17 protein-coding genes are annotated in these 21,156 nt (G+C 64.3%); 12 read left to right on the top strand and 5 right to left on the bottom strand.

Annotated elements, in window-relative coordinates; all coding sequences use genetic code 11:
• The first annotated feature begins 18 nt into the window (after positions 1–18).
• The gene (gene trxA, locus C4K39_RS20460; protein WP_068579076.1) at positions 19–891 is read left to right on the top strand and encodes a thioredoxin; all 873 of its coding nucleotides are present in this window, start codon (positions 19–21) and stop codon (positions 889–891) included.
• 57 nt (positions 892–948) lie between these two features.
• On the opposite strand, the gene C4K39_RS20455 is transcribed toward trxA, so the two are convergent.
• A complete protein-coding gene (locus C4K39_RS20455) occupies positions 949–1,311 on the bottom strand; it encodes a hypothetical protein (protein ID WP_068579078.1) in 363 nt (120 codons plus the stop codon).
• A gap of 136 nt (positions 1,312–1,447) precedes the next feature.
• Between C4K39_RS20455 and C4K39_RS20450 the strand changes: the two genes are divergently transcribed.
• From C4K39_RS20450 to C4K39_RS20430, 5 genes are all read left to right on the top strand, one after another.
• On the top strand, positions 1,448–2,044 hold the full coding sequence (locus tag C4K39_RS20450; RefSeq protein ID WP_124347273.1) for a DUF2796 domain-containing protein: 597 nt from the start codon (positions 1,448–1,450) through the stop codon (positions 2,042–2,044).
• Between the two features lie 40 nt (positions 2,045–2,084).
• Positions 2,085–2,795 carry an ABC transporter ATP-binding protein gene (locus C4K39_RS20445; protein ID WP_068579081.1) on the top strand — a complete coding sequence of 237 codons (711 nt, stop codon included), beginning with the start codon at positions 2,085–2,087 and terminating at the stop codon, positions 2,793–2,795.
• A gap of 1 nt (position 2,796) precedes the next feature.
• A complete protein-coding gene (locus C4K39_RS20440) occupies positions 2,797–4,062 on the top strand; it encodes an ABC transporter permease (protein ID WP_124347272.1) in 1,266 nt (421 codons plus the stop codon).
• A 10-nt stretch (positions 4,063–4,072) separates the two neighbouring features.
• Positions 4,073–4,606 (top strand): DUF3299 domain-containing protein, encoded by a 534-nt coding sequence (locus C4K39_RS20435; protein ID WP_068579086.1) that lies wholly within the window; start codon positions 4,073–4,075, stop codon positions 4,604–4,606.
• Positions 4,607–4,766: 160 nt separating this feature from the next.
• Positions 4,767–5,465, top strand: a complete 699-nt coding sequence (locus C4K39_RS20430) for an OmpW/AlkL family protein (RefSeq protein WP_068579088.1) — start codon at positions 4,767–4,769, stop codon at positions 5,463–5,465.
• 59 nt (positions 5,466–5,524) lie between these two features.
• Here the strand turns inward: C4K39_RS20430 and C4K39_RS20425 are convergent, their stop codons facing one another.
• The gene (locus C4K39_RS20425; protein WP_124347271.1) at positions 5,525–6,454 is read right to left on the bottom strand and encodes an NAD-dependent epimerase/dehydratase family protein; all 930 of its coding nucleotides are present in this window, start codon (positions 6,452–6,454) and stop codon (positions 5,525–5,527) included.
• Positions 6,447–7,331: a sugar nucleotide-binding protein gene (locus tag C4K39_RS20420; protein ID WP_068579091.1), complete on the bottom strand. Its 885-nt coding sequence runs from the start codon at positions 7,329–7,331 to the stop codon at positions 6,447–6,449. The genes C4K39_RS20425 and C4K39_RS20420 overlap by 8 nt, the downstream gene beginning before the upstream one ends.
• A gap of 193 nt (positions 7,332–7,524) precedes the next feature.
• On the opposite strand from C4K39_RS20420, the gene C4K39_RS20415 reads away from it, so the two are divergent.
• Entirely contained in the window at positions 7,525–11,814 is a 4,290-nt protein-coding gene (locus C4K39_RS20415) for a DEAD/DEAH box helicase (RefSeq protein WP_124347270.1), read from the top strand.
• A gap of 25 nt (positions 11,815–11,839) precedes the next feature.
• Here the strand turns inward: C4K39_RS20415 and C4K39_RS20410 are convergent, their stop codons facing one another.
• Positions 11,840–13,945 carry a mechanosensitive ion channel family protein gene (locus C4K39_RS20410; protein WP_124347269.1) on the bottom strand — a complete coding sequence of 702 codons (2,106 nt, stop codon included), beginning with the start codon at positions 13,943–13,945 and terminating at the stop codon, positions 11,840–11,842.
• Between the two features lie 212 nt (positions 13,946–14,157).
• On the opposite strand from C4K39_RS20410, the gene C4K39_RS20405 reads away from it, so the two are divergent.
• Entirely contained in the window at positions 14,158–15,366 is a 1,209-nt protein-coding gene (locus C4K39_RS20405; protein WP_124347268.1) for an MFS transporter, read from the top strand.
• Positions 15,367–15,379: 13 nt separating this feature from the next.
• On the opposite strand, the gene C4K39_RS20400 is transcribed toward C4K39_RS20405, so the two are convergent.
• Complete coding sequence (locus C4K39_RS20400) at positions 15,380–16,306, bottom strand: GlxA family transcriptional regulator (RefSeq protein WP_416220701.1); 927 nt, start codon at positions 16,304–16,306, stop codon at positions 15,380–15,382.
• A gap of 159 nt (positions 16,307–16,465) precedes the next feature.
• On the opposite strand from C4K39_RS20400, the gene C4K39_RS20395 reads away from it, so the two are divergent.
• The 4 genes from C4K39_RS20395 (at position 16,466) to C4K39_RS20380 (ending at position 21,126) form a co-directional block, all read left to right on the top strand.
• Positions 16,466–17,017, top strand: coding sequence for a cysteine hydrolase family protein (locus C4K39_RS20395; RefSeq protein WP_068579103.1), 552 nt, complete (start codon positions 16,466–16,468; stop codon positions 17,015–17,017).
• Positions 17,018–17,609: 592 nt separating this feature from the next.
• Positions 17,610–19,490, top strand: a complete 1,881-nt coding sequence (locus C4K39_RS20390) for a 3-dehydroquinate synthase (protein WP_124347267.1) — start codon at positions 17,610–17,612, stop codon at positions 19,488–19,490.
• Positions 19,487–20,371 (top strand): UbiA family prenyltransferase, encoded by an 885-nt coding sequence (locus C4K39_RS20385; protein ID WP_124347266.1) that lies wholly within the window; start codon positions 19,487–19,489, stop codon positions 20,369–20,371. The genes C4K39_RS20390 and C4K39_RS20385 overlap by 4 nt, the downstream gene beginning before the upstream one ends.
• The gene (locus C4K39_RS20380; protein WP_124347265.1) at positions 20,368–21,126 is read left to right on the top strand and encodes an EboA domain-containing protein; all 759 of its coding nucleotides are present in this window, start codon (positions 20,368–20,370) and stop codon (positions 21,124–21,126) included. The genes C4K39_RS20385 and C4K39_RS20380 overlap by 4 nt, the downstream gene beginning before the upstream one ends.
• Positions 21,127–21,156 lie beyond the last annotated feature (30 nt).

The raw sequence follows: 21,156 nt of genomic DNA, 5'->3' as shown, positions 1-21,156 counted from the left end.
GCATATTCGAGAGACCCAATGAGTCAGGACACGCCGTACATCTTCGATGCCCATACCGCTGATTTCGACCAGTCGGTGATCGAGAACTCCTTCCACAAGCCGGTCCTGGTGGACTTCTGGGCCGAGTGGTGTGCGCCCTGCAAAGCGCTGATGCCGATGCTGCAGCAAATCGCCGAGAGCTATCAGGGCGAACTGCTGCTGGCGAAGGTCAACTGCGACATCGAGCAGGACATCGTCGCCCGCTTCGGCATCCGCAGCCTGCCCACCGTGGTGCTGTTCAAGGATGGCCAGCCAGTGGATGGTTTTGCCGGTGCCCAGCCCGAATCGGCGGTCCGGGCCATGCTCGAGCCTCATGTGCAGATGCCCCCACCGGCGGCGGCCGATCCGCTAGAACAGGCCGAGATCCTGTTCAGCGAGGGCCGTATCGGCGACGCCGAAGCCCTGCTCAAGGCACTGTTGAGCGAAGACAACAGCAATGCCAAGGCCCTGATCCTCTACGCCCGCTGCCTGGCCGAGCGCGGGGAGCTGGGCGAAGCCCAGACCGTGCTCGATGCGGTCAAGAGCGATGAGCACAAGGCCGCCCTGGCCGGGGCCAAGGCGCAGATCACCTTCCTCAAGCAGGCCGCAAGCCTGCCGGATGCCGCCGACCTCAAGGCACGCCTGGCCAAGGACCCTCAAGACGACGAAGCGGCCTACCAACTGGCCATCCAGCAACTGGCCCGCCAACAGTACGAGGCCGCCCTGGAAGCCCTGCTCAAGCTGTTCATGCGTAACCGCAGCTACAGCGAAGGCATTGCCCACAAGACCTTGCTGCAAGTCTTCGACCTGCTGGGCAACGATCACCCGCTGGTGACCACCTACCGGCGCAAGCTGTTCGCCGCGCTGTATTGATCCTGCCGGGGCCGACCGGCCAGCTGAAAGGCCTGGCCGGCCCGGTAATCCATACCCTTAGGGTACCCAATGGTAGATCGGGGTATCCGCGCCGCTGATCACCTTCACCTGGGCACAGTGGCGCAGGCGTACCAGCAAACGCTTGCCTGCCGCCGCGCTGCCAGTCAGCCCCTCCAGTTGCTCCAACAACTCCGGCCCGCTCATCTGGCCGGCCTGGCACAGCAGGTCCTTGGCGGTCTGCCACAGGGTGTCATCCTGGCTCGCAGGCTTGCTGGCCATGCCAGTGGCCACCGGTTGGGCCGCACCGCCGGCCTGCAATTGCCCTCCCAACTGCCCGGCCAGTCGCGCCCAGTCGTCCTCGTCCAGCTCCAGGGTCAAATCCACCGGCCAGTCGCCGATGCTTCCGTGAATCCGCACCATCGCTGTGCTCCCAAAATTTTCTGACGAGCATGCTCCCACGCGTCTTGCGCAACGCCAAGCGGGCAGTCAAACTCTGCCGGCAATATCGTTATAAGATTACATAACATTTATTTCATCTTCGCCTCGGAGACTCGCCATGCGCCGCCTGCTACTCGCCTTGCCGTTCGCCCTGTTGCCACTGGTCGCTGCCCAGGCCGCGCAAGCCCATGAACACGAGCATGAACACGGCAGCCTCGGAACCCACGAACATGGCGTGGCTCGCTTGAACGCAGTACTCGACGGCCAAGCCCTGGAGCTGGAACTGGAAAGCCCGGCGATGAACCTGGTGGGTTTCGAACACGCCCCGAGCACCGACGCCGACAAGGCCAAGGTGGCCGCCGCTCGCAAGCAACTGGAACAACCGCTGGCCCTGTTCAACCTGCCCTCCGCAGCCAGTTGCAGTGTGGCCAAGCAGGAGCTGGAAAGCCCGTTGTTCGGCGACCAGCCCGCCGCCGATCATGATGATGACGAGCACGAAGAAACCAACGACGGCCACGCTCATCACCATGAACACAGTGAGATCCACGCCCATTACCAGTTCACCTGCACCCAGCCGGGAGCCCTGAAGGACCTCGACCTGGCACAGGTCTTCAAGACCTTCCCCGCCACCCAGAAAATCCAGGTACAACTGATTTCGCCAAGCGGCCAGCAGGGGGTCGAAGCTACCGCCAAGGCCGCTACGCTGAAGTTCTGAGCGCCACTCCCGGCGATATCCACTTGCTGATCGGCTGAACATGACCCAAGCACTCATCGAACTGTCCGACCTGGGCTTCAACTGGCCCGGGCATCCACCACTGCTGGATATCCCGGCCTTTGCCCTGGAGGTCGGCGAAACGCTGTTTCTCAAGGGCCCCAGCGGGAGCGGCAAGACCACCTTGCTGGGCCTGCTCGGTGGCGTGCAGAAACCCAGCCGGGGCAGCATTCGCCTGCTGGGCCAGGAGTTGACCGAACTGTCCGCCGGCGCCCGCGACCGCTTTCGTGTCGATCACACCGGCTACATCTTCCAACAATTCAATCTGCTGCCCTTCCTTTCGGTGCGCGAGAACGTCGAGTTGCCCTGCCACTTCTCCAAGCTGCGGGCCAGCCGCGCCGTGCAGCGCCACGGCAGTGTCGACCAGGCCGCAGCCACCCTGCTGGCCCACCTGGGCCTGAGCGATCCTGGCCTGCTCGGCCGCCGCGCCGATTCGTTGTCCATCGGCCAGCAGCAACGGGTCGCGGCGGCCCGGGCATTGATCGGCCAGCCAGAACTGGTGATCGCCGACGAACCCACCTCGGCACTGGACCATGACGCCCGCGAGGCCTTCATCCAGTTGCTGTTCACCGAATGCCGCGAGGCCGGCGCCAGCCTGCTGTTCGTCAGCCACGACCAGAGCCTGGCTCCCCTGTTCGATCGCAACCTGTCGCTGGCCGAACTCAATCGCGCCGCCAAGCCCGCCGAGGTCTGAGATGTATCTGTTCCGCCTAGCCATGGCCAGCCTGGCTAACCGCCGTTTCACCGCATTCCTCACGGCCTTCGCCATCGCCCTTTCAGTCTGCTTGCTGCTGGCGGTAGAACGGGTGCGCACCGAAGCCCGGGCCAGCTTCGCCAGTACCATCAGCGGTACCGACCTGATCGTCGGCGCCCGCTCGGGCTCGGTGAACCTGCTGCTGTACTCGGTGTTTCGTATCGGCAACGCCACCAACAACATCCGCTGGGACAGCTTCGAGCACTTCGCCAGCAACCCGAAGGTGAAATGGGCAATCCCGATTTCCCTGGGCGATTCCCATCGCGGCTATCGGGTCATGGGGACCACCGAAGCCTACTTCCAGCACTACCAGTACGGCCACCAGCAGAACCTGCAACTGGCGGTGGGCCGGGCCTTCGCCAGCGATCCATTCGAGGTGGTGCTGGGAGCCGAAGTCGCCGAGGCGCTGCACTACAAGCTGGGGGACCAGCTGGTACTGGCCCATGGCGTAGCGGCCATCAGCCTGGTCAAGCACGATGACAAGCCCTTTACCGTCGTGGGCATCCTCAAGCGCACCGGCACCCCCGTGGACCGTACCCTGCACATCAGCCTGGGCGGCATGGAGGCCATCCACATCGACTGGCACAACGGCGTGCCCGCTCGCGGCGAAGGACGCATCAGTGCCGACCAGGCTCGTAACATGGACCTCACGCCCCAGGCCATCACCGCGTTCATGCTTGGCCTGAACAGCAAGATCTCGACCTTCGCCCTGCAACGCGAGATCAATGAGTTTCGTGGCGAACCCATGCTGGCGATTCTCCCCGGCGTGGCCCTGCAGGAACTCTGGAGCCTGATGGGGACCGCCGAGAAGGCCTTGTTCGTGGTCTCGCTGTTCGTGGTTCTCACGGGCCTGATCGGCATGCTCACGGCGATCCTCACCAGCCTCAACGAACGCCGTCGGGAAATGGCCATCCTGCGCTCGGTGGGCGCCCGCCCCTGGCATATCGCGACCCTGCTGGTACTGGAAGCCTTTGCCCTGGCGCTGGCAGGCGTGCTGGCCGGGCTGGGCTTGCTCTACCTGGGCATCGCCCTTGCCCAGGGCTACGTGCAGTCGAACTACGGCCTGTACCTGCCGCTCTCGTGGCCGACCCAGTATGAGTGGACGCTACTGGGCGCTATCCTGATCGCCGCGCTGCTGATGGGTTGCGTGCCGGCATGGCGCGCCTACCGGCAATCCCTGGCCGATGGCCTGTCGATTCGTTTGTGAGCACCGATTGATGAAGAACCAACGCCTGTCGGGCCTGCTGCTTGCCCTGTCCTTGCTGGTCAGCCCACTGCTATGGGCAGGCGCCCCGCGGGACCTGACCTGGGTGGAAATGATCCCGGCCGACGCCCCGCCGGAAGTACCGAACATGAAGCCCCTGCATGACCTGTCCCAGATGAGCGATGCGCTGTCTGCCGAGTCGGCGCCCGCCGCCAAGCAGGAGTTGCCCGACGCCCCGGTGGTCAAGAGCCTCGATGGCCAGTCAGTGCGCCTGCCCGGCTACATCGTGCCCCTGGAGGTGAACGAAGAAGGCCGCACCACGGACTTCCTGCTGGTGCCGTACTTCGGTGCCTGCATCCATGTACCACCGCCCCCGTCGAACCAGATCGTCCACGTCACCAGCGAACTGGGGGTCAAGCTCGATGAGCTGTACCAGCCTTACTGGATCGAAGGCGCCATGCAGGTCAAACCCTCCACCAGTGAACTGGCGGATGCCGGTTACCAGATGGCGGCACAGAAAATCTACGTCTACGAACTTCCGGAGTGACTACAACGGCGTCAAGGGCGAACGGCAAAAGAGTGCGGGGCAAAAGAATAGTTCAGGCGCTGGCTGGGGGTTCGCAATTTCATTGAGCTGAGTCAAGGCGATCAACTTGACGGTCCTTACCATTGGACATAGCCAATTTGAATCGTCCTTTGGAGCTCCCATGCACAAGTCACTGCTTAGCGCTTCCCTGATTGCGCTCGCACTCGCCGCCCCGATTGCCAACGCCCACGATGCTGGTGACATCATCGTTCGTGCCGGTGCGATCACCGTCAATCCAAAAGCCAACAGTTCCGACGTCAAGGTCGACAGCGGTCCCCTGGCCGGTGCCAACCTGGGCGGCAAGGCGACCATGAGCAGCGACACCCAGCTGGGTCTCAACTTCGCCTACATGGTGACCAACAACATCGGTATCGAACTGCTGGCCGCGACTCCGTTCGAACATGACGTGAAAATCAAGGACACTTCCCTGGCCCCGGCCAACGGCAAGCTCGGTACCCTCAAGCACCTGCCACCTACCTTGAGCGTGGTGTACTACCCACTGGACCACAAGTCGGCGTTCCAGCCTTATGTCGGTGCCGGTATCAACTACACCTGGATCTATGACGAACACGTCGGCAGCCGTGCCCAATCCGCAGGCTTCGACAACTTCCGCGCCAAGAACTCCTGGGGCCTGGCCTGGCAGGTCGGTGCCGACTACATGCTGACCGACAACATCATGCTCAACGCCCAGGTGCGCTACATCGATATCGATACCCGGGCCTATGTGGATAACAATGCCCTGGCCGCCGGCACTCGTGCCAAAGTCAACGTCGATGTCGACCCTTGGGTCTACATGGTGGGCCTGGGCTACAAGTTCTAAGCCCGCCAGACACAAAAAAGGCGCCTTTGCAGGCGCCTTTTTCATGACTGCGAAAAACCTCAGCGCCCGAGCAAGCGGGCCAGGCCGACCTTCATCGGAGTGGGCTCGGCAAAGGTAAAGCGCTGTAGCAACCGTTGGTTGTTGGCTCGCGAATGCCGAATATCGCCGGAGCGGGCCGGACCGTAGCTGATCGGGGGCAGCTCACCCACGACCTCGGCCAGGGCCGCGAGCATCTGCTTGAGGCTCAGCGCCTGGTTCAAGCCGACGTTGACGGCCCCCACTTCCAGCCGCGGAGCCTCGATGGCCTGCACCAGTACATCCACCAGGTCACCCACATAGACAAAGTCCCGGGTCTGCTCGCCATCGCCGAACACGGTGATCGGCAGGCCCTGCTCGGCCCGTTCGCTGAAGATGCTGATCACCCCGGAATACGGCGACGATGGGTCCTGGCGCGGGCCAAAGATATTGAAGAAACGGAAGACCGCAGGCTCCAGGCCGTGTTGGCGCCGGTAGAAGTCGAAGTAGTGCTCACTGGCCAGCTTGTCCGAAGCATAAGGCGTCAACGGTGCCTTGGGCGTGTCTTCATCGATGGACTGGCCTTCGCCATTGTTGCCATAGACCGCCGCGCTGGAAGCGAACAACACCCGTTTCACACCATGCTGGCGCATGGCCTCGCACACATTCAGGGTGCCGATGAAGTTGCTCTGGTGAGTCTGTACCGGATCGTCCACCGAAGCCTGTACCGAAGCCACGGCAGCCAGGTGGGCCACCGCACTGCAGCCCTGCATGGCCCGGTTCACCAGGGCCGCATCGGCGACATCGCCTTCGATCAGTTCAACCCGCGGGTTATCCAGCGGCAAGTTGCTTGGTTTGCCAGTGGACAAGTCGTCCAGCACCCGCACCCGATAACCCTTGGCCAACAGGGCGTCGGTCAGGTGCGAACCAATGAAGCCGGCACCGCCGGTGATCAATACAAGGCCATCAGCCATGACGATAGAACCTATCCAGTAAACTCGGGAGCGCGGCACGCCAGGCCCGCGGCTTGATTCCGAAAGTGTGAAGAATCTTCTTGCAGGCCAGCACCGCATGCTGCGGCTCTTCGGCAGCATCGGCGAACGCGGCGTGGGCCTGCGCGGTGGGCGCCTCCACAGCCAGCGGACGCAATTGCCGTGCCTCGCTGAGCACCGCCTGGCCCAAGGCCAGGGGCGTGGTCGCTTCCTGGCCCGCGTAGTGGTAGGTGCCCCACAGAGGCGCAGCGCAGTCGAGTTGCTTGAGCACCGAAATGATCACCCTCGCAGCGTCGTCCACCGGCGTCGGATTGCCCCGGCGGTCATCGGCCATGGGCAACGCCTGCGGCGACTCGGCCAGGGCCAGGAAACGCCCGAGGATACCCTCGGCACTGTCATCCAGCAGCCAGCCGAAACGCAGCAGTACATGCTGCGGGCAGGTGGCGCGCACGCTTTGCTCGATGCGCCACAAGGCCTGGCCGTGCAACCCCAGGGGTACGGGCTCGTCCTTCTCGCTATAGGCCGTGGCCCGGGAACCATCGAATACCCGGTAGCTGGAAGGCTGCACAAGGATGATGTTGTGATGCTGGCAAAGCTCGGCCAGCCGTTCGACCGCCCGTTCCTGGCCGCCCAGGCGCTCCTCGCTCACGGCCTCCGCCTGAAACCAGTCGAAGTAGTAAGCCAGGTTGATCAAGGCATCCGGGCGGGTGTCATCGAGCAGTTGCGTGAGACTCGCGGCGTCCCAACCGTCTTGCGGGGGACGAGGCGCGAGGAAGTTGATGTCTTCCTCCGCACCCAGGCGAATCAGCGCCTGCCCAAGGGCATTTCCGCCGCCCAGTAACATAAGGCGCATTCGCATAGAGTCAGCAGGCCCAGTCTGTTCAGAACGATGGTTTGGATTGGCCGATCTTAGGGGATCGGCCGTCAAGAATTGCCAGAATCGTTGCATTTTGCGGGTTTGTGGCGCAACCGTCACTGAGAATGTGTCGATGCCTCCCAACGGCGATAGCCGCCGCTTGCAAGTTGCCCTGGACGGCCGCATAACTTCTGCCATGAACCTTGCCGAATCCGCGAACCTGGCACTGGACGGTTTTCACCCGGCCGTGCGTGCCTGGTTCCAGCATACTTTCGCCGCCGTGACCACGGCCCAGGCCCAGGCCTGGCCGCTGATCGCCCAACGGCGCTCGACCCTGATCGCCGCACCGACCGGCTCGGGCAAGACCCTGACCGCCTTTCTCGCGGTCATCGACGAGCTGGTGCGCCAAGGCCTGGACGCGGGCGGCCAACTGCCGGATGCCACCCTGGTGGTCTACGTCTCGCCGCTCAAGGCCCTGAGCAACGATATCCAGGTCAACCTGCAAGCGCCCCTGGCCGGGATCACCGAACAACTGCGCCTGATGGACCTGCCACAACTGGCCATTCGCACTGCCGTACGCACCGGCGACACCCCGCAGAAAGAGCGCAGCGCGATGCGCAAGAAGGCTCCGCAGATCCTCGTCACGACCCCCGAATCCCTCTATGTCCTGCTGGGCTCGGACTCCGGACGACAGATGCTGGCCACTACTCGCACCGTGATCGTCGATGAGATCCACGCGCTGGCCGACAGCAAGCGCGGCAGCCATCTGGCCCTGAGTCTGGAGCGCTTGCAGGCGCTCTGTAGCGAACCCTTGTTGCGCATTGGCCTGTCTGCCACGCAAAAACCCATCGAGGCAGTCTCGCGCTTTCTCGCCGGCCAGGGGCGACCCTGCGAAATCGTCGATATCGGCCATGCCCGTCCCCGGGACCTGGCGATCGAAGTACCACCGGTGCCGCTATCGGCGGTAATGGCCAACGATGTCTGGGAGCTGGTCTACGAGCGCCTGTGCAGCCTGGCCCGGGCACATCGCACCACCTTGATCTTCGTCAACACCCGGCGCCTGGCCGAACGCCTGGCCCGACACCTGAGCGAGCGCCTGGGCAAGCAGGCGGTAGCCGCGCACCACGGTAGCCTGGCCAAGGAACAGCGCCTGGAAGCCGAGCAACGGCTCAAGTCTGGAGACCTGCAAGTGTTGGTCGCCACGGCCTCCCTGGAACTGGGCATCGACATCGGCGATGTCGACCTGGTGTGCCAGATCGGTTCGCCGGGCTCGATTTCGGCGTTCCTGCAACGGGTCGGGCGCTCCGGGCACCAGGTAGGCGGCACGCCCAAGGGCCGCCTGTTCGCCCTGACCCGGGACGACCTGGTCGAATGCACCGCCCTGCTCGATTGCGTGCGCCGGGCAGAACTGGACAGCCTGTCGATCCCCCGGGCGCCGCTGGACGTACTGGCCCAGCAAATCGTCGCCGAGGTCAGTTGCCAGGAATGGCCGGAAGCCGCCCTGCTGGACATGCTGCGCCGAGCCACGCCCTACGCCGACCTGGACGCGCAGCACTACCAGGCGCTGCTGCGGATGCTCGCCGAAGGCTTCAATGCCCGCCAGGGCCTGCGCAGCGCCTACTTGCATCGCGATGCCCGGGCCCGGACCCTGCGGGGCCGTCGAGGCGCCAGGCTGACCGCCGTCACCAGCGGCGGGACCATCCCCGACAATGCCGACTACAGCGTCTTGCTCGAACCCCAGGGCCTGAACATCGGCAGCGTCAACGAGGACTTCGCGGTAGAAAGCAGTGCCGGCGATGTGTTCCAGCTGGGCAATACCTCCTATCGCATCCTGCGGGTGGAATCCGGCAAGGTGCGGGTCGAGGACGCCCATGGGCTGCCACCGAACATCCCATTCTGGCTGGGCGAGGCACCAGGGCGCAGCGCCGAACTGTCCAGTGCCGTGGCGCGCCTGCTGGCCAAGCTGGACGCCCTGCTCGACGCGACCCCAGGCCAGTTGCAGGGAGCCATCGACTGGCTACGCGGCGAACCTGGGCTGGACCCTGCCAGCGCCGAGCAACTGGTGGATTACCTGGCCCAGGCGCGCCAGGCCCTGGGCGCCCTGCCCTCCCAGGACACCTTGATCATGGAGCGGTTCTTCGATGAGTCCGGCGGTACCCAGCTGGTGATCCACAGCCCCTTCGGCAGCCGGATCAACCGCGCCTGGGGCCTGGCCCTGCGCAAGCGCTTCTGCCGCACCTTCAATTTCGAACTGCAAGCGGCCGCCAGCGAAGACGCGATTGTCCTGTCGCTGTCCACCAGCCACAGCTTCGCCCTGGACGAGGTCTGGCGCTATTTGCACAGCAATAGCGCCGAGCACATCCTGGTCCAGGCACTCCTGGATGCCCCGCTGTTCGGCGTGCGCTGGCGCTGGAATGCCGGTGTAGCCCTGGCCCTGCCGCGCTTCAGCGGCGGACGCAAGGTGGCGCCGCAGATCCAGCGGATGAAAAGCGAAGACCTGATCGCCAGCGTGTTTCCCGACCAGATCGCCTGCCTGGAAAACCTCGCCGGCGAACGACAGATTCCCGACCATCCGCTGGTGGAGCAAACCCTGGACGACTGCCTGCACCAGGCCATGGACTGTGAAGGCTGGCTCGGACTCCTGCGTCGCATGGAACAGGGCCAGGTCCGCCTGCTCAGCCGCGAACTGCCTGCTCCTTCGCCGCTGGCGGCCGAGATTCTCAACGCCAAGCCCTATACCTTTCTCGACGACGCCCCTCTGGAAGAACGCCGGACCCAGGCTGTGCTGGCGCGGCGCTGGAGCGATCCACAAGCCAGCGACGACCTCGGCGCCCTGGATGCCGACGCGATCAAGGCCGTGGCCGCCGAGGCCTGGCCGACACCAGGCAGTGCCGATGAAATGCACGAAGCCCTGATGAGCCTGGGTTGCATCAGCGCCACCGAGGTCCAGGCCAACCCCGGTTGGAGCCAGTGGCTGGAAAGCCTGGCCAGCCAGGGCCGCGCCTGCGCCCTGCAACCGGACCCCGAGCACAGGCTATGGCTGGCCCTGGAGCGCATCAACTGCCTGCAAGCGGTCTATCCAGGGCTCCCTGTGCAACCGTCACTGCAACCGCTAGCGGGTTTCGACCAGGCCTGGGACGCGCAAGACGCGCTGGTGGAGGTGGTCCGCGCGCGGCTCAGTGGCTTCGCCCCACTGACCCTGGAGCAGATCGCCACGCCCCTGGGCCTGGCAGCCGGGGAAATCAGCCAGGCCCTGGTCCAGCTCGAGACTGAAGGCTATGTGCTGCGCGGTCGCTTCAACCCCGGCAGTCGCCAGGAACAATGGTGCGAGCGGCACCTGCTGGCGAGGATCCACCGCTATACGGTGAAGCGCCTGCGCCGGGAGATCGAGCCCGTGGCCCTGCAAGACTTCATGCGGTTTCTGTTCGACTGGCAACGCCTGTCCCCGCACACCCAGGGCCAGGGCAGCGCCATGCTGGCCGAAGTGGTCGGCCAGCTCGAAGGCTATCCGGCCGCTGCCTCGGCCTGGGACAGCGACCTGCTGCCCATGCGCCTGAAGGACTACAGCAGCCGTTGGCTGGATGAGCTGTGTCGCAACGGCAAAGTGGCCTGGAGCCGGATCAACGCCAGTGGCAAGCCTGCCAGTGCGGCCTTGCGCAGCACGCCGATCGTGCTCCTGCCCCGGGCCCAGGCGCCTCTCTGGAACAGCCTGGCCAACCCCACCGGCGCCACGCTGTCGGCCAAGGCACAAAAGGTTCACGACGTGCTCGGCCAGCAGGGCGCGCTGTTCTTCGATGAACTGCTGCATGAAAGCCACTTGTTGCGCAGTGAACTGGAAAACGTGCTGCAGGAGCTGGTGGGCGCAGGCCTGGTCAACGCCGATAGCTTCGCCGGCCTGCGGGCCTTGATCACGCCCGCGAGCAAACGCCAGAGCCGCAGCGGCCGGCGTGGCCGTGGAGCCTTGATCGGCGGCATGGACGATGCCGGGCGCTGGGCGCTGCTACGCCGCTCATCGAACCAGGACCCGGCGATCACCCTCGAGCATGTGGCCATGACCCTGTTGCGGCGCTACGGCGTGGTGTTCTGGCGCCTGCTGGAGCGCGAGGCCGATTGGCTGCCCACCTGGCGCGAACTGCTGCGCACCCTGCATCGCCTGGAGGCCCGGGGAGAAATCCGCGGCGGGCGTTTCGTCAGTGGCCTGGCCGGCGAACAGTTCGCCCTGCCAGAGGCCATTCCAGTGCTGCGCCAAGTACGCCACCGCCCCCACGATGGCAGCCTGGTAGCGGTGTGCGGCGTGGACCCGCTGAACCTGGCCGGGACCCTGCTGCCGGGCCCCAAGGTCCCGGCCTTGAGCGGCAACCGCCTGGTGTACCGCGATGGCCTGCCGGCCGCTGCCGAGATCGCCGGAACCCAGCACTTCTGGCTGGAACTGCCCCCCCAGGACGCCCAGGCCCTGCGCAACAAGCTGGTACGGCACGCCCTGTAGCCTCACCACCAACGGGGGCCAGGGCTCACTGCGGACGCGGTGCCTCGGGCAACAGCAGGGCCGACTCCTCCTGCTCCGGTTCATCCTCATGGCTGCGTCGCGCTGGCAACATCACCTGCTGTGGATAAGTCTGGGCGAAATGCACCCAGGGCGAGTTATCCACAAGCTTCTTCAAGCGCTGGTTGAACGCCCGGGTCACCGCGTACTGGCCGCCGGACACCGTACGAAACTGCGCCGTCAGCACCACGCCGTTGAGGTCCATCTTGTCCACCCCGAACACGTCCAGGCCGCCTTGCAGGCTGTACTTGAGGAATGGATCGTCGCTGATGGAGCGGCCAGCCTCGCGGATCAGCTCGATGGCCTTGTCGACATCGGAGTCGTAGGTGAACTGCACCGAGAAGAAGGCGAAGGCGAACTGCCGCGATTGATTGGTGACCGCCTTGATCTGACCGAACGGCACCGAGTGCACGAAGCCCTTGCCATCGCGCAGGCGCAGCGTTCGGATGGTCAGGCCCTCCACCGTACCGGCATGGCCGGAATCCAGCACCACCCAATCACCGATGGACAGCGTGTCCTCGATGATGATGAACAGGCCGGTGATCACGTCCTGTACCAATTGCTGGGAACCGAAGCCAATGGCCAGGCCGACCACCCCGGCACCGGCCAGCAATGGCGCCACGTTGATCCCCACATTGGCCATGGTGGTGATCGCGCAGATCACCACCAGGATGATTTTGATCGCGTTGCGCAGCAACGGCAGGATGGTCTTGACCCGGGTGCTGGGCTGGCGCGCGGCGCGTTTGTTGAGGGGCGGCTTGAGGGCCTCCTGGATCGCGGTATCCAGCACCACCCACAAAAGCCAGGTCACCAGGAAGATCAGGCCGATGCTGCTCAACGAGTCGCTGATGGCGCGGCCCACGGCGTTGCGTTGGGCGAACTCGAACAGCGAGAGCCCCCAGATGCGCCCGAGTATTTCAATGAAGGCAATCGCCATGACGATCCTGAGCAAGGCGTGTAGCAGGCTGAGGAAGCGCTCCTTGTAGGCGCTGCTGCGCTGGATCGCCGCGGCACTGCGCGACTTGAACACGTGTTGCAGCAGGGTGCTGAGAAAGACCGTGGCAATCAGCAAGGCGGTGGTCAGCAAGGCGCAGCGCAAGGTCTCCTGGCTGTCCTCTCCGGCGCCGATCAAATTGACCGCCGAGACCAGCACCATCAGCAGGATCGGCCAGTACCAGAGCCCGGAAAAGATCCGCAGCGACTCCTGCAATGCAGGTTGGCCAAGACGCTGGGACAGCGGACGGTTGCGAATCAGCTGCGCCACCGGTCGGCGCAAGCGGACCACCAGCATGGCGAAGAACACCGAAGCCAGGAGGCCGGTGGCCACCGCCACGCTGCTGGTGATGTTGCCGCCCAGTTGGCGAGCGATCTGTGGACTGGCCAGGGCATCGCTGAGGGCCGCAAGGAACCCCATGAGAAACAGCGGCTTGGGACAGTAGCCGCGGATCACCCGGACCGCCGGGCGCTTGTGCCCCACGTTGAACAGCACGATCAGGCACAACAGCACCGAGGTGGAGACGATCCCGCTGCTGGTGGCATAGGCCAGGCACAGCGCCAGGGCGCGCCCCACCGAACCTGCCAGTGAATGGCTGGCGTACAGCGTCAACGGCAGGCTGATCAACGCCGGCAAGGTGTAGGGCAACAGGTACTCCAGCAAGGCCCGGCCCCGTGGGCGCGCCAACAGCCAGTGCTGCTGCGCCAGCCGTCGTACCAGCCATCCTCCCGACAGGGTGAGCAGGGCGAAACTGGCCAGCCAGGCTCCGGACAGCACCAGGAAATCCCAGGCCACGCTCCAGCCCGAGCGGTCCGATGGCTGGCTGACCAGGCGCCCCACCTCATCGGCGGCACGGTCGGCCCGCAAACGCCAGGCATCGATCAGGTTCTGGTTGAGATCGAGCTTGTCCTGGACTTCATCGATGCTCGAACTGATGGCCCCCAACAGCCCGCCCTCCACCAGCAGCTCCGGCTTCTGCGGGGCTGGTACCGGGTCGGTTGCCGCAGGAGCGGCATCCAGCTCGCTGCTGCCCAGCAAGAGCAGCACCCCGAGCAGAATCGCGGTCTTGAAATTCAACACGACGCGGGGCTCCTTCAGCAGGGTCTGTAAGGAGCTGATCAAGAAATGGCCAGCAAGTTCGCATTTTTTTGCCCGGCCAAGTTCACCCCGGCATCACCGCCCCAGGGAAATACTTGATCAAGACGCAAATATCTTGTGCTGATAGGGCTATTTTTCCGCACGAGTCAAAACCGGACACTGCGCGCCATTCAACTTCAACCGGAGTCGCAGTGATGCCCATTGCCTTGCTCGCGCTGACCCTCAGCGCATTCGCCATCGGAACGACCGAGTTCGTCATCGTTGGCCTGTTACCCACTATCGGCGCCGACCTTGGGGTCAGCCTGCCATCCGCCGGGCTGCTGGTGAGCCTCTACGCCCTGGGAGTGGCCATCGGCGCCCCGGTGCTCACCGCGCTGAGCGGCAAGGTTGCGCGCAAGCTCCTGCTGCTGTCGCTGATGGTGCTCTTCACCCTTGGCAACCTGTTGGCCTGGAAAGCCCCCAGCTATGAATCCCTGGTGCTGGCGCGCATCGTCACAGGCCTGGCCCATGGGGTGTTCTTCTCCATCGGCTCGACCATCGCCACCAGCCTGGTGTCCAAGGAAAAGGCCGCCAGCGCCATTGCCATCATGTTCACCGGGCTGACGGTGGCCCTGGTCACCGGTGTGCCCCTGGGCACCTTTATCGGCCAGCACTTTGGCTGGCGCGAAACCTTCCTCGCCGTTTCCGCCCTGGGGGTGATCGCCTTTGTCGGCAGCCTGCTGTACGTGCCGAAGAACATTGCCCACAGCCGCCCGGCCTCGTTGGTGCAGCAGTTGCAAGTACTGAAACAGCCACGCCTGCTGCTGGTGTATGCCATGACGGCGGTGGGCTACGGCGGTTCGTTCATCGCCTTCACCTTCCTGGCGCCGATCCTCCAGGACATCTCCGGCTTCAGCGCCAGCACCGTCAGCCTGGTGCTCCTGATCTACGGTGTCTCGGTAGCGGCAGGCAATATCTGGGGCGGCAAGCTGGCCGACCGTCGCGGTCCGATCGGCGCGCTGAAGATCATCTTCACCCTCTTGGCCGGCGTATTGCTGTTACTCACCTTCACCGCCGGCAACCCGTGGCTGGCGCTGCTCACCGTGCTGGTATGGGGGGCAGTGGCCTTCGGCAACGTGCCTGGCTTGCAAGTCTATGTCGTGCGCCAGGCCGAGCATCACACGCCGCAAGCGGTGGACGTGGCCTCGGGCTTGAACATCGCGGCCTTCAACCTGGGGATCGCTGGCGGTGCCTGGCTGGGTGGCCTGATCGTCGCCCACCTGGGACTGATCCATACCGCCTGGATCGGCGCACTGGTGGTACTGGCGGCCCTGGCCCTCACCGCCCTGAGCGGGCGCCTGGATCGCCAGGACCCGGCATTCACCGCAACCGCCGACAACGCCCGGGGCCTGGCCAGTCACTGAGGCTGCAGGCCGGTCACTGGCCCCGGCTGGCGCCGAAGCGATTGCGGTATTCGCTGGGCGCCAGGCCGGTGATCTTCTTGAACAGACTGCGAAAGGTCGCCGGGTCCTGGTAACCCACGGTCCAGGCGATATGGTCGATAGTACCGTTGCTGAACTCGAGCATTTCCCGCGCCTTGCCCACCCGCAGGTGCTGGCAGTACTGGGTGGGCTTGAGGCCAGTGGCGGTGCGGAAACGCCGCAGCAGGGTGCGCTCTTCAAGTCCCGCCTCCCGGGCCATCGCCGCCAGCGAAACATCCACCGCACCGTTGGCCTGCAACCAGTGCTGCAGCTTGAGAATGGCGGCATCGCCATGGTTGAGGATCGGGGCGAAGTTGCTACCGCACTGGCTGGCGCTGTCGCTGTGCTCCATCACCAGAAAACGCGCCGTGGCCCTGGCCACACCCGGACCCAACAGGCGATCCACCAGGCGCAACCCCAACTCCGCCCAGGCCATCAGCCCGGCCGTAGTGATCAGGTCGCCATCGTCGACTATGGGTTGGTCAGCCTCCAGCCGCACCTGTGGATAACGCTCGGCAAAAGCCTTGGCCGAGGTCCAGTGGGTGGTGGCGCTGCGCCCGTCGAGCAGGCCGCTTTCGGCCAGCAGGATCGAGCCCACGCACACGCCGCCCAAGGTCGCCCCGGCGGCATGTTGCTGGCGCAGCCAGGTGGCCAGCCCCACGCCGGACTGGCTGGTGCAAAAGCCGCCCAGCGAAGGAGGAATCACGACCGCCAGCAGACTTCCAGGAGGATGCACCAGGCTATCGTAGACCCGTACCGGAGCGTGCTCGCCGTCGGCCTGCCAATGGCTGACCCGCAACCTCGGCAATGGTGCCTCGGCTTGTTCGGCGGCCACGCGATTGGCCACTTCGAACAGATCGGTCAAGCCATGCACCGCCGCCATTTGCACACCTGGATAAAGCAGTACGCCCAGTTCGGCGACCGTACCGTGAATGCCCACTGTCAGTTTTCCCCCTGTTTATGTCGGTGCGGCCAATCCTCGAAGCCACACGAGGTGCCGATACTGGCCTCCACATCGAACACTCACTTGGAGGCAACATCCATGGCCAGACAGGCGCTCATCGTAATCGATATCCAGAACGACTACTTCGCCGGCGGCAAATGGCCGCTGGTCGGGGTCGAGGCGGCGGCGGACAACGCCGCCCGGCTGATCCAGGCCTTCCGGCACAGGAGCACACCGGTGGTGCATATCCGCCACGAGTTCGGCTCCGACGACGCGGCCTTTTTCACCCCCGGCTCCGTGGGGGCGCAATTGCATGCCAAGGTCCGCAACCAGGGAGATGAGCCGGTGGTGCTCAAGCATTTCGTCAACGCGTTTCGCGAGACCGAACTGCAAGCGATCCTCCAGCAAAGGGAAATCGAGGAACTGGTGATCGTCGGCAACATGAGCCACATGTGCGTGGAGGGGACCGCCCGGGCCGCCGCCGACCTTGGCTACCCGGTCCGGGTGATCCATGACGCCTGTGCCACCCTGGACCTGGAGTTCAATGGGCAACGAGTACCGGCGGCCCAGGTCCAGGGCGCCGTGATGTCGGCCCTGGCCTTTGCCTATGCCAGCGTCCAGTCCACCGAGGAATTCCTCGCAGCGAATTGAACCGGCACGTCCTGCCGCTCAACTTGCCACACGCTTCGAAGGTTGCCTGGTAGTCGACGGGCAACCTGGCTCGAACACTCTCCCAACGCTCCTTGAACCGTCACTGGTCTAATGCTCATTGAACGCGCGATCAACTAACCGCAAACATTGCGAATGCTTCGCATTTATTTGAAGTGCAACTATAAACCAACATATTAGTTGGCAAATGTTTTCCAAAAAAATCAATCGAATAGAGTAAATACAAACAACAAACTCAATAGCCGACTAATAGTTAGTTAGGCCTTAATTCGCTATTTTAAAACTATCATTTGAATTCACTCCCCTCTGCCAAGCCAACAGGCCCAAGGCACTTGTAACACTGGTGATACACTTTCCCAACAGGCCAGAAAAGTGCATTACGAGCCAGGTAGCGTGGCTCACTTGCAAAACCCGATGCCTTGACTAACTTGATAGCTACTCGCCACTGAAGTGCTCTTCAGCCGCCAGAAAACCAATAAAAAAACAGTCGAGGGCTCAACTAACCACACGCCTATCCGCCTTACTACGCTGACACCGACACGGAACTTGTCATATCAATCAAGAGGGATACTTGATGAAGCGCAGTGCGTTGCTTCGTGCCTTTTCGTTGAAGGGTACAGCCGAGAACTATTGGCTCTCGTTATTATTATTTACAGCACTGGTCATCAGCAGTTTCCTGCTGTTCGAACAACAGATCCAACAGTTGCTCGAACACTTGGCCAACTTCCTTCCCAGCGATCCCCTGCAACGCACCAGCCTGGCCTTGCTCCTGGTCACTTTGTTGGCACTGGATGTACTGCTGCCAGTGCCATCCAGCCTGGTGGCCTTGCTGGCCGTCGCCGCCCTGGGTGCCGTTGGAGGTTATCTGGTGATCTTCGTCGGCCTGTGCCTGGGTGCCATCCTGGGCTATTGGCTGGGGGCCGGGTACTTCCGCTTGCTGTCCAACTGGCTCGGCCTGCGGAGTTGGCAACCCGGGCAGCTGGCTTATCGCCTCAGCACCCTGTCGCTGATCTGCCTGCGTGGTGTTCCGGTCCTGGCGGAAACCTCGGTGCTGGCCGCCGGCATGCAGCGCTATCCACTGCGCCAGTTCCTGTTGGTCACCACCCTGGCCAATGCCGGTCTGGCCCTGGCCTACGCGGCCATCGGCAGTCTTTTGGTGGAACAGGACGCCCTGCTGGCAACCCTCCTGGCGAGCATGGTGCTACCGGGGTTGTTCCTCGGTGCCCGCAGCCTGCTCAAGCCTCGCGCCGCACGCCTCTGCGCCGACCAGACACAGGCACTGCAGGGGCGCTTCGAAGTCAGCTACCACTACCCGGTGCTGTTCACTGAGCACATTTTCCAAGTCGATAACCCCTGCCTGTATCGCCAACTCCTGCAGCCCTCCGGGCAGGCCACGGTGCTGGTCTTCGCCGATGAGCAACTGCTGCTCTGCTGCCCACAATTGTCCCAACAGATCGACGACTACTTCGCCGCCCATGCTGGCGAGCTGCACCTGAAGGCAGCGCCGATCCCGGTTCCGGCGGGCGAGCTGAGCAAGACTCCCGAGGTGCTCCAGCAACTGTATGCACAGATGCTCGAACACGGCCTGGATCGCCACTGCCATGTCCTGGCCCTGGGGGGAGGCGCCGTGCTCGATGCCGTGGGTTATGCCTGTGCCACCTTCCACCGGGGCATGCGCCTGATCCGCATCCCCAGCACGGTCCTGGCGCAAAACGACGCGGGCATCGGGGTGAAGAACGGCATCAACGCCTTCGCCCAGAAGAACCTGCTGGGAGCCTTCTACCCAGCCACCGCCGTGATCAACGACTTCCAACTGCTGCGCAGCCTGGGGCAACGCGACCAGATTGCCGGCCTGGCCGAAGCGGTGAAGGTCGCGGTGATCAAGGACGTAGACTTCTTCCAGTGGATGGAGCAACACGCCACCGCCCTGGCAAGCTTCGAACATGAGGCCAGCCGCTACGCCATCCACCGCTGCGCCGAGTTGCACCTGGGCCATATCACCGGGGCCGGCGACCCCTTCGAACGCGGTAATGGCCGCCCCCTGGACTACGGCCATTGGGCCGCCCACAAACTGGAGAATCTCAGCCAGCACCGGTTGCGCCACGGCGAGGCGGTAGCCGTGGGCATGGCCCTGGATGCGCTCTACGCCAACGCCATCGGCCTGCTGAGCGACGGTGAGGCCCAGCGCCTGCTGCGACTGCTCGAACGACTGGGCTTCAACCTGTGTCCTCCGGAACTGGGCCTGCGGGACACCCAGGGTCGCTCGCTGGTCCTGCAAGGGCTGGAGGAGTTCCGCCAGCACCTGGGAGGGCAACTATCGATCCCGATGCTCAAGCGCCTGGGGCAATCCATCGACCTGCACCAGATCGAGTTGCCAGTGATGGAGCAGGCGTTGCTGCGCCTGGCCAGTTTCGGCGGGCCGGATTTCATCTGGACCCAGGAGTGCGCGCGATGAGCCATGCCTCGCTGAACACCTGGCTAACCCTGGGACGGGTCTCCAACTTGCCGACGGTGTGGACCAATGCCATCGCCGCCGCCCTGCTGGCCAGCAGCGCCACCACCCTGGCACCGCCCTCTCCGCTGGTCTGGACCCTGCTGCTGGTAGCACTCTCGGCGTTGTACCTGGCGGGCATGTTGCTCAACGACCTGCTGGACGCCGATTGGGATCGACGCCATCAGAATCCACGCCCCATCGTGCTGGGCCTGGTCAGCCATGCCCAGGTACGCCTTGCCACCCTGGCCCTGCTGTTGCTGGCGAGCCTGTCGGTGCTCGGGCTCAGCCAGTTGATCAGCCAGCCCCACTGGTTGCTGGCCAGCGCCGGGTTGCTGTTGCTGTTCATCCTGGCCTACGACCTGCTGCACAAGAAGTACCCCCACAGCGTATGGCTGATGGGTGGCTGCCGCTCCGCCCTGTACCTGACCGCCGCCGCCAGCCTGGCCATGCCGCCCCAGCCGCTGTGGCTGTGCGCCGCCTTGTTGGGCACCTACATCGCCGGCCTGACCTACCTGGCCCGGCTCGAGCATCGCAATCAATTGCTCAGCCGCTTGCCGCTGCTGCTGATGCTCAGCCCACTGGCCCTGGCCGCCTATGCCGACAACGGCGCGTTCTGGCTGGTGCTGCTGCTTTGGCTGGGCTGGCTGGGCTGGCACTACCAGCGCCACCTGGCCAACCCGCGGGAACGGCAGATCCGCGCCTTCATCGGGGCAGGCCTGGCGGCCCTGCCGTTGTTCGACGCCCTGGTGCTGGCCCTGGCCAACCAACCGCTGGGCAGCCTGCTGTGCGTACTGGTGTTCTTCCTGCTTCCCCACCTTCAACGCTGGATCAAGCCGACATGACCATGGACGTCACCGCCCCCTCGCCAACCCTCGTCATTCGCCATGAGGCCTTTGCCGAGCGTCGCCGGCTGCTGGAGCAGCCGTTGGACACCGATACCCGCGCCTGGTGGCAGCAGGCTCTGGAGCAACTGGCCGCCCAGCCATCGGCCAATACCCTGGTACTGCTCAGCAGCCAGTGCCGGCGCCGCCTTGGCGATATCCCTGTCAGCCCCGGCTGGAACCGCACCCAGCTGGCTCGCGCGGTACTGCTGGCCGAACTGCTGGAACACCAAGAGGTTGCCGGGCAACAGCCGCTGCTGCGCCAGCTGTTCCTGTGGGGCGACGATCAGGAAAAGTGCGTCCTGCTCAAGGTCCTGGACGACCTCGACAGCCAGGGCTGCTGCCTGGAGCTGGCTTTGCAGGCCGGGCGCACCAACAACCGCGAGGTGTTCGCCGCCATCGCCCTGGACAACCCCTTCGTCGCGCACCACTACCAGGACCGGGCCTTCCACCAACTGCTGCTCAAGACCCTGGGCATGGGCCTGGACTGCGGCCGCATCGCCGGCCTGGAGCAGCGGCTGAGCGTCGACCTCAACCAACTGGCCCTGGAACACATGGAAGAGCACCTGGCAGCAGGGCGCAGCGTCAGCGACAGCCTGCCCCAGGCCATCGCCTTCGATTTGCTGAGCCAGGCCCAGCACCAGCGCCTGCGCGGGTTGTGCCAGCAACAACGCTTGCCGGCGCACTGGCTCGGGCATCTGCAACCCGGCACTTGAAACGCTCGCACCCGCGTTCAACGACATTCC

This window comes from Pseudomonas sessilinigenes (genome assembly GCF_003850565.1).
Classification (GTDB): Bacteria; Pseudomonadota; Gammaproteobacteria; order Pseudomonadales; family Pseudomonadaceae; genus Aquipseudomonas; species Aquipseudomonas sessilinigenes.
This window is presented reverse-complemented; position numbering and strand designations above follow the sequence as displayed.